Annotated in this window: 9 protein-coding genes; 5 read left to right on the plus strand and 4 right to left on the minus strand. The window is 74.1% G+C overall.

All coding sequences use genetic code 11. The features are described 5' to 3' along the window. Positions 1–9: 9 nt before the first annotated feature. The 4 genes from ACFWVP_RS28600 (at position 10) to ybaK (ending at position 4183) form a co-directional block, all read left to right on the plus strand. Positions 10–1611: an oxidoreductase gene (locus tag ACFWVP_RS28600; RefSeq protein ID WP_384500852.1), complete on the plus strand. Its 1602-nt coding sequence runs from the start codon at positions 10–12 to the stop codon at positions 1609–1611. A 231-nt stretch (positions 1612–1842) separates the two neighbouring features. After that, complete coding sequence (locus ACFWVP_RS28605; protein ID WP_384500853.1) at positions 1843–2877, plus strand: hypothetical protein; 1035 nt, start codon at positions 1843–1845, stop codon at positions 2875–2877. A gap of 11 nt (positions 2878–2888) precedes the next feature. Next, a complete protein-coding gene (locus tag ACFWVP_RS28610) occupies positions 2889–3665 on the plus strand; it encodes an LON peptidase substrate-binding domain-containing protein (RefSeq protein ID WP_384500854.1) in 777 nt (258 codons plus the stop codon). Positions 3666–3682: 17 nt separating this feature from the next. After that, positions 3683–4183, plus strand: a complete 501-nt coding sequence (gene ybaK / locus ACFWVP_RS28615) for a Cys-tRNA(Pro) deacylase (protein ID WP_384500855.1) — start codon at positions 3683–3685, stop codon at positions 4181–4183. Between the two features lie 31 nt (positions 4184–4214). Here ybaK and ACFWVP_RS28620 read toward each other — a convergent pair whose 3' ends face one another. The 4 genes from ACFWVP_RS28620 to ACFWVP_RS28635 all read right to left on the minus strand — a co-directional run bounded on the left by ACFWVP_RS28620 (position 4215) and on the right by ACFWVP_RS28635 (position 8304). Beyond that, the gene (locus ACFWVP_RS28620; protein ID WP_384500856.1) at positions 4215–5048 is read right to left on the minus strand and encodes an ABC transporter permease; all 834 of its coding nucleotides are present in this window, start codon (positions 5046–5048) and stop codon (positions 4215–4217) included. A 15-nt stretch (positions 5049–5063) separates the two neighbouring features. Then, positions 5064–5915, minus strand: a complete 852-nt coding sequence (locus tag ACFWVP_RS28625; RefSeq protein WP_384500857.1) for an ABC transporter permease — start codon at positions 5913–5915, stop codon at positions 5064–5066. A gap of 37 nt (positions 5916–5952) precedes the next feature. Beyond that, on the minus strand, positions 5953–6972 hold the full coding sequence (locus ACFWVP_RS28630; protein ID WP_384500858.1) for an ABC transporter ATP-binding protein: 1020 nt from the start codon (positions 6970–6972) through the stop codon (positions 5953–5955). Positions 6973–7047: 75 nt separating this feature from the next. Next, complete coding sequence (locus ACFWVP_RS28635) at positions 7048–8304, minus strand: NYN domain-containing protein (protein ID WP_384500859.1); 1257 nt, start codon at positions 8302–8304, stop codon at positions 7048–7050. A gap of 271 nt (positions 8305–8575) precedes the next feature. On the opposite strand from ACFWVP_RS28635, the gene ACFWVP_RS28640 reads away from it, so the two are divergent. Then, positions 8576–8755 carry a hypothetical protein gene (locus ACFWVP_RS28640; protein WP_384500860.1) on the plus strand — a complete coding sequence of 60 codons (180 nt, stop codon included), beginning with the start codon at positions 8576–8578 and terminating at the stop codon, positions 8753–8755. Positions 8756–8924 lie beyond the last annotated feature (169 nt).

The raw sequence follows: 8924 nt of genomic DNA on the forward strand, positions 1-8924 counted from the left end.
GGTGAGGCAGTGACCGAGCCGCACGACGGCGAGATCCCGGACGGGCTCAGCGCCGCGGAGCTGGGCATGTGGCAGTCCTTCCGGAACGGCACGACCTACGATCTGCGCTCCCACGACCCGGTGCGCGACAATCCGTTCGCCCCGCACGTCTGGGGTCCGGAGCGGAGTGTCGGAGCGCGGACGGTGGCACGGCTGCTGCTGAGCGGCCCGCCGGCGAGGCCGGGGCGGGTGGCGGCGCTGAAGCTCCGGGGTGTGCGCGTCACCGGGAAGCTGGACCTGGCGGGCGGCCGGGTGTCTCCGTACGTGGAGCTCACCGGCTGTCGTTTCGAGCAGGAGGTGGTGCTTCCGGAGTGCCATTTCACGACGCTGAGGATGGTGGGCTGCGCGGTGCCGAGGCTGGACGCCGCCCGGCTGCACACGGAGGGTGATCTGCATCTGCCGCGCTGCCGGGTGGAGCGCGGCATCCGGCTGACCGACGCGCAGATCGGCACGGACCTGTTGATCAACCAGCTCAGCGTGGGCCCCGACCGGCGCGGCCTCGCGTTCGTCGGGGACGGGATGTCGGTGGCCCAGGACCTGCAGGCCGAGATGATCGAGACGCGCGGCGAGCTGAGCCTGCGCGGGGCGAAGGTCGGCGGTTCGCTGAGCCTGCGCGGCAGCCGGCTGCGCGCGTCGGACGGGCGGCGGGCGCTGAACGCCCCACAGCTGAGCGTCGAGCGCACGCTGTACATGACCGAGGCCTGGGTGAGCATCGACACGGGCAACCAGGGCACCACTCCCCCGTACGGCATCGCGCGCGGCATCGGTCCGGCCCGTGGGATCCGTGCGCAGGTCTTCGAGTGCCGGGGCGCGGTCCGGCTCGACGACGGGCGGTTCGGCGACGCGGTGGACCTGCACAAGGCCCGGTTCGTGCTGACCGGCGACGAGGAGCTGTCGCTGCGCCGGATCGTGACACCCGAGCTCCGGTTCAACGCGGAGCGCCCGGAGGAGGGCCGGGTCGTGCTGAACGGGGCGAAGGTCGTCACGCTGATCGACGTGTCGACCAGCTGGCCGGGTCCCGGCGGGCTGGCGATGGGCGGCTTCGTCTACGAGAACCTCGTCCCGTACGGCCACTTCCCGCTCTCCCGGCGCCTGGAGTGGGTGCTGGCCGCGACGCCGGAGTACGTCCCGGAGCCGTACGAGCGCCTCGCGACGGTCCTGCGCAGCTGCGGGGAGGACGCGGACGCCCGCGAGGTGCTGCTCGCCAAGCAGCGGCGCCGCCGCGAGACGCTGCCGCCCGCGGCGAGGCTGTGGGGCTATCTCCAGGACTGGACGGTGGCGTACGGCTACCGGCCGGGGCGGGCCGCCGTGTGGATGGCGGTGCTGTGGGCGGCGGGGGCGGTCGCCTTCTCGCGCTACGACCCGGCGCCGATCAAGGGCGAGGAGCATCCGCAGTGGAACGCCCCGCTGTACGCGCTGGATCTGCTGGTGCCGGTGATCAATCTCGGCCAGGACGGCTACTGGAGGATGGAGGACGGCTGGCAGTGGGCCGCGGCGGCCCTCGTCCTGCTGGGGTGGATACTGGCCACGACGGTGGCGGCGGGCGCCTCCCGGCTGCTGCGCCGCGGCTGATCCGGAAGCTCCCCGTTCCGGCCTGATCTCCGGTGGAATCCCGGAGCGGCGGCGGTCGAAGGACCTGTCGAGACCCGTCCCGGTGAGCGGGCCGGGTCCGCCGGAGCGGCGGAATCAAGCCGTCGCCCGACGCTTCCTTTACCCTTTCTTGACCTCGCCGAGGGCAACCCCCGCACTCGCCACAGAAGCTTCACAGTGCACCCCTGGCGCCGCCCTCACCAGGGCTTTTCAATGGTCTGCACCATGGCTTCCCTCCGCGCACTGCTGAGTTCCGCGCGCGCGTCCCGGTACGGCCCCGGGCTGTCGGCCGGGCCGCCCGCGGACGACGCGGTGCTGCTCGACGCACCCGACGAGCGGCTGCCCCCCGCTCTGGTCGCGGCCGCCCTGGGAGAGTTCGGACCCGCCGCGGAGCTCATGGCCACCACCCGCGAAGCCGCCGAGTGGGAGACGCGCGACCGCTGTCTGTCCCGCCTGGTCGCCTTCGCCCGCAACCGCGACGGCTGGCTCACCGAGTGGCTGGCCACCGCCCCGCGCGACCCGGACGCCCTGCTCGTCAAGGCCGAACTGGCCGTACACCGTGCCTGGGAGTCCCCCGCCCACGCCGAACTGCTGCGCGAGGTGGCCCCGCTCATCGCGGCGGCCACCGAGGCCGACCCCCGCGACCCCGTGCCGTGGCGGCTCGCCCTGGACCACGCCCGTGGCACGCACGCCACGCACACGGTCTTCGAGGCGCTGTGGGAGCAGGCCGTACGCCGCTCCCCGCACCACTACGGCTGCCATGTCGCCGCGCTGCGGTACCTTTCGGCCGCCTGGTACGGCTCGCACCGCGAGTGCTTCGACTTCGCCGAGCGGGCGGCCGAGGACGCCGCGGCGGACTCCCTGGTGCAGGCGCTCCCGGTGCGGGCGGCCTTCGCCCTGCTGTGCGACGAGGAAGCCGCCGGGCGGGCCACCTCCGTGCGGGAGGACCGGATCGACGCCGCGGCGGACCTCGCGATCAGGCTCTCCGCGCGCTTCCCGGCCGGTGACCCCTGGCCCGCGGAGGTCCGTAACCTCCTCGCCCACGTCCTGGTCGCGCGGGGCCGCGCGGAGGAGGCGCTGGAGCAGTTCCGGCTGATCGGGGGGCATGTGACGTCGTTCCCGTGGGCGTACGTCTCCGAGGACGCGCTGGGCGGATTCCTGGACGCGCGGGCGGACGCGAGGCTCCGCGCGGCCGCCGCGACGCCCTCGCGTGGACGGCCGGAACACGGCGGGCTCCGCGGCCATTAGGCTTGACCGTTGTGACCACCGCTCGCCTTCCCCTCTTCCCGCTGAACGCGGTGCTGTTTCCCGGCCTCGTGCTGCCCCTCAACGTCTTCGAGGAGCGTTATCGCGCCATGATGCGCGAGCTGCTCGCGATCGACGAGGACGAACCGCGCCGTTTCGTGGTGGTCGCCATCCGCGACGGCCGCGAGACCGCCCCGACGGCCACCGGGATGCCGGGCACGATCGCCGCCGCGGCCCCGGTCGAGCGGGGCCCTGCCGACGGCTTCGGGCCCGATCCGATCCAGAACTTCCACCGGGTCGGCTGTGTCGCGGACGCGGCGAAGATCCGTGAGCGGGCTGACGGCAGCTTCGAGGTCCTGGCGACCGGCACCACCCGGGTCCGGCTGCTCTCGGTCGACGCGAACGGCCCGTTCCTGACGGCCGAGGTCGAGGACCTGCCGGAGAACCCGGAGGACCAGGACGGCGACGACTCGACCGCCGAGGAGGCCGGAGCCCTCGCCGAGGGTGTCCTGCGGGCCTTCCGCGGCTATCAGAAGCGGCTCGCGGGAGCCAACGAGCGTTCCCTCACGACGGGGGCGGACCTGCCGGACGACCCGTCCGTGGTCTCGTACCTGGTGGCCGCCGCGGCCGTCCTCGACGTCCCGGCGAAGCAACGGCTGCTCCAGGCACCGGACACCGCGACCCGGCTGCGCGAGGAGCTGGCGCTGCTGCGCAAGGAGACGGCCGTCATCCGGCACCTCCCGTCGCTCCCGGCGATCGACCTGACCCGCGCGCCCACGCACCCCAACTGACCCGAGGACCCTGCCCGGTGGCGAAGAAGGCGAAGAAGCAGCAGTCCGGCGGCACCCCGGCCACGGTGGCGCTGACCGCGGCCGGCACCGTGTTCACGGTCCACTCCTACGAGCACGACCCCTCGTCCCCGTCCTACGGCGAGGAGGCCGCCGAGGCCCTCGGGGTCCCGGCCGACCGGGTGTTCAAGACCCTGGTCGCTGATGTCGACGGCGAGCTGGTCGTCGCGGTGGTGCCGGTCGCCGGGTCGCTGGACCTGAAGGCGCTGGCATCGGCGGTCGGCGGCAAGCGGGCGGCGATGGCGGACCCGGCCGCGGCGGAGCGCACGACGGGCTACGTGCGGGGCGGCATCTCCCCGCTGGGCCAGCGCAAGCGGCTGCGTACGGTGCTCGACGCGTCGGCGGGGACACATTCCACGATCTGCGTGTCGGCGGGCCGGCGCGGCCTGGAGGTCGAGCTGTCCCCGCAGGACCTGACCGCCCTGACGGACGCCGTACTGGCCCCCGTCGGCCGCACCTGACCGCCCGGCCGCCCCACCCGGCCAGGAGCGGCTACGGGCGCTGCGGCCACTCCCCCGCGGACCTGCCGTCCTCACCGGCGGGCCCGGCCCCGAACGCAGGCTCCGCCCCGGAGGCGGAAGGTCCCTGGGAGTCCGAGGCGTCCGGCCCCGGTGTGGACGAGCCCGGGGTGGACGTGCCGGGCGCATACGAGCCGGGCGCGTACGGCTCCCCGTACGGAACCCCCCACTCCGGCTCCGGATCCCGCGGCCCGAACAGCGCCGTCAGCCCCAGGTGCACGATCATCGCCGCGACGGGCCAGGCGAGCATCGCCGCGCCCACCGCGTGCAGTTCGAGCGGCGCGTCGAAGGTGACGCCCTTGCCGACCTCCTTGGCGTGGGCCACCACGTCCGACGTCGGCCCGAACCAGGTACCGATCCCCCAGGCCAGCAGGGAGCCGAGCAGCCCGCCCAGGGCCAGTCCCACCACCAGCGGGATGCCTCCGCGCCTGCGGAAGAGGAAGACGGCGGCGGCCGACACGAGGCCGAATCCGAGGGCGAGCAGCACGAAGGTGCCGTCGGCCCCGATCGCCCCCTCGCCCTCACTGTTCTTGAGGAAGACCGCCGTGTCGTCGGAGACCAGCGGCACCCGGGGGGCCAGCCACAGCCACAGCAGCCCGAGCGCGATGCCCGCGGCCGTCAGGATCGCGGCGATCACGGCCGCCTGCGGCAGCTCCGCGCGCGAATCCGCCGTGTCCAGCGGCTCCGGACCACCGGGCACGGCATGGGATCCCGAGGGCGGGGCCTGCCACGGATCGTGGGGCTGGGGCTGGTGCGGCGGCGTCAACGGTGCGGTCACGGTGACATCGTGCCAGGCCGTCCGGCACACCGCCTCACCGGACCGTCAGCGTACCGCCGCCCGGCGGTACGCCCAGGTCGCCACGGCCAGCGACAGGACGCCCACCGCCGCGCACACCGCGAGGTCGAGGGCGACGACCGCCCAGTCCGGGTGGGAGTCGAAGGACCGGGACAACGCCTCGACGCCGTACGTCGAGGGCAGCAGATCCCGCGCCCACCCGACCGGCTCGGGCAACCGGTCGGCCGGCAGGACGCCCAGCAGCAGCGCGGCCGACATGCCCAGCTGCCCGAGCAGCGTCGCCAGCTCCTGACGCGGCGCCAGCAGACCCAGCGCCGCGCCCAGCCCGGAGAGCGCGGCCCCGGACAGCGGGACGACCGCGACGAGCACCCACAGATGTGTCATGGGCAGCCCGAACAGCACGCTTCCCGTGACCGCCGTGACGATCGTGCCGGGCACGGTGAACGAGGCGTACGCCCCCGCCACCCCCAGTACCACCGCGGCGGGCGGCACCGGCAGCGTGGCGTAGTGGTCGAGACCGCCGTCCGCCCGCAGCCGGCCGAAGTACTGGGCCAGCAGGTTCAGTGCCACGAAGGCCACCACCAGCACGCTGGACCCCGCGACCACGGCACGCGCCTCGGCTCCGCCGTCGACGACCCCCCGCATCAGCACCATGATCCCGATGGACTGGAAGGTCGCCACGAAGAGCAGCGGGATCCGGGCGACCCGCGCCCGCGACAGCTGCGCCCGGTACACGGCGGCCATCGAGGGCAGCAGCCGGGCCCGGGGCGCGAGGGGCGCGGGGGCCGTGCGGGCGGACCCGCCGGAGGCGGTCGAGGCCAACGGGCCGGACAGCTTCGCCCTGGTCCCGGTGGTCTCCGCGGGAACGATGCTCGTCACCTGGCGCTGCTCCCCTTCGACTTCTTCACGTACCTGTTCACGCCTTCACCAGTCCCTCGGCCGCCCGGGCCGAGTCCCCGCCGAGCGCCAGATAGACGTCCTCCAGGCTGGGCGTGGCCAGCGTGAAGTCGTCCAGCGAGGAGAACGCGGCCCCGCCGGTCACCGCGGCCACCGCCGCCCGGGCCTCGTCCGGTCCCAGCCGCAGCACCCAGCGGCGCCCCGACTCCTGCGCCGAGGCACGCAGCGCGGCCACCTCCGGGACGTCCAGCGGTGCCCGTTCTCGCCACACGAGCTCGACCCGGACCTCGCCCGCCACCCGTTCCTTGAGGCCGGCCGGGGTGTCACAGGCGATGACCTTGCCGCGCTCCATGACCGCGACCCGGTCGAGCACCGTCTCGGCCTCGATCACGTTGTGGGTCACGAGCAGGACCGTCGCGCCGTGCTCCGCCCGCCGCCGGTCGACGGCGGACCACACGGCGCGCCGGGCGACGGGGTCCATGCCCGTCGTCGGCTCGTCCAGGACGAGGACGGGACGCTCCCCGACCAGCGTGGCGGCGAAGCAGGCGAGCCGCCGCTGGCCGCCGGACAGCTTGTTCAGGGGGCGCCCGGCGAGCTCGGTGAGCCCCAGCTCATCGAGGACGGCGTCGCGCTCGGCCCTCGCCTCCCGCACCGGCAGGCCCCTCAGCCGCCCGGTGGTCTCGGCGGCGAGGGACACCGTCAGCTCGTCGAGCGCGGTGGACTCCTGCCCGAGGTAGGCGATCAGCCGGGAGGCACGCTCGGGGTGGCGGACGAGATCGTGGCCCAGCACCTCGACACTGCCGGAGTCGGGCCGCATCAGGCCGGTCAGCTGGCGTACGAGCGTGGACTTGCCCGCGCCGTTGGGCCCGAGCAGGCCGAAGATCTCGCCACGCCGGACATCGAGGCTGATCCCGTCGGTGGCGCGCACCTCGGGGGTGGCCGCGCGGCCGCGCCGGCCGCGGACGGCGGGATAGGTCCTGACCAGATCACGCACCGCGCAAACGGTCCCGGTCTGCGCCTGTGCTGTGCCCGTACTCACGAGGTACGAGAGTACGGGGTCGGACGCCCCGGATCGCGCCCGGGGCAGGACAGCGCCGCTCCGGAGCCGTCGCGCCTACCCCCCTGCGGGGGTGTGCTCGGCGGCGGCCCGTACGTCGATCTCCCGCCAGAACCCCGCCCGGATGGCATAGCGGTCGTGCTCGTCGATCTGGTCGTCCTTGTGCGCGAGCAGCCCGAACCGGGCCGCGTATCTCAGGAGTTCCCCGTCGATGCGGTGCGGGATGCGGGGGTACATGGTGGACAGCTTCTGCAGGTGCACGGTTTCCGGCAGCCGTTCCATCCAGCGCCGGGCGAAGACCTGGCCGACCTCGAAGGGGTCGCCGCCGACGGTGGTGATGTCCTCCTCCCGGTCCGCCCAGCGCTGTTCGGCGCTGGTGAGCTGGGCCAGGGTCGGCAGCGACGCGGTCTCGGCCGGTTCACCGAGGGCTCCGCCGCGCTCCACCCAGCCCCGGTCGGACGACCAGCGCAGCGTCGCGTTGGCGGCGGGGGGCGTGACCGGGTGCGGGGCGGCCTGGGCCCCGGGGGCACGCAGGCTCGCCAGGTCCTTGGGGGTGGGGACGCCCTTGTGGCCGGGGGCGGGCTGCGGGTGGGCGGTGGCCTCGTCGGCCGGTGCGCCGGTGCCGTTGCGCGCCGCCGCCTGCGCCTCGGACGCGCGCTCGGCCGAGGCGGCGAGGGCGGCCTCGGGCAGCGGCGCGGAGAGGATCGCGGCGATCTCGGGGCGCGGCACGGGCGGCGGTGCGCACACACCGCCGGTGTCCTTGGCCCGTACGGCCCTGGTGATCCAGGCCCGGTCCAGCACCCGTCGCTCGTCCGCCTCGGCGACGAGGTCCTCGGACTGGTTGTAGTCGCCGTCGGCGGCCTGGACGGCCCAGAGGTGGACGGCCACCCCGTGTTCCTTGGCGGACATCAGTCCGGGCAGCAGGTCGCCGTCCCCGGTCACGAGCACCACGTCGGAGCAGGCGCGATTTCTGGCCAGCTCCGTGAGCTCGGCGTGCATCGCGGCGTCGACGCCCTTCTGCGCCCAGCGCCCGTCACTGCGGGTGAGCGCCCCCAGTCGAACGGTGACCCGGGGCATGACGCGCAGCCTGCGGTGCTCGGGCTGGGGTACCCGGTCGGGGGCGCCGTCGAACCAGTAGATCCGGAGCAGGGGCTGTTCCGTGTCGGCCTCGGCGCCCTCGCGCAGACCCTGGATCAGGGCCGCGTGGTCGACGGTGATGCGGGAACGGGCGGGCTCTCCGGCCAGCAGGCTCGCGGCTGCGCCCAGCAGGTAGCCGGCGTCCACCAGGACGACGCAACGGTCCACGCGTTCCACCCTCTTCCAGGAATTCGGGAACGGATCGGCGGACCCGGTCGTGGGGGATGGGTCCGCCTGCTCGGGGTTCGCTTACTCAGGGTTTCCTTCGAGTCTGCCCGACCGCAGGAGGGTTGAGGTCCGGAACTCGATCATCGGCGTGGCGGATCCGGGAAACGGCGCATGATACCGCCCGGATTACACTGGGTAATGATCCAACATGCGGCATATGAGGTGCTATGTGAGTCTGACATCGGTCCTGGCCCCGAGATTCCCCACAGGAGGCATCACCATGGCCAAGAACAAGAACCGTAAGCAGGGCAGCCAGCACGACCGCGCGTCCGCGGCGGAGCGTGGCGCGGAGGAGGCGAAGTCGACGGCGTACGAGTCGCAGGCCCAGCCGCAGTCGCAGTCCCAGGGCAGCCCTTCGGATGTCGCCCGTAAGCATCAGCGGCGCTTCGGCCACAACTGACGGTTCCGAGGGCCGACAGGCCGAGAGGGGCGGGGGGGCCCGGGGGGGGGGGCCGGTGGCCCCGGGGTTGCCGGGGTGTTGTCGCGGGTTGTGGGGGCCACCCGCGTCCCGGGGTGACCCGGGGCCGGCCGGGGCCCCCCCCCCACCGCCGGTTCACCGAGTGCACGAG

Source organism: Streptomyces sp. NPDC058637 (genome assembly GCF_042717325.1).
Lineage (GTDB): Bacteria > Actinomycetota > Actinomycetes > Streptomycetales > Streptomycetaceae > Streptomyces.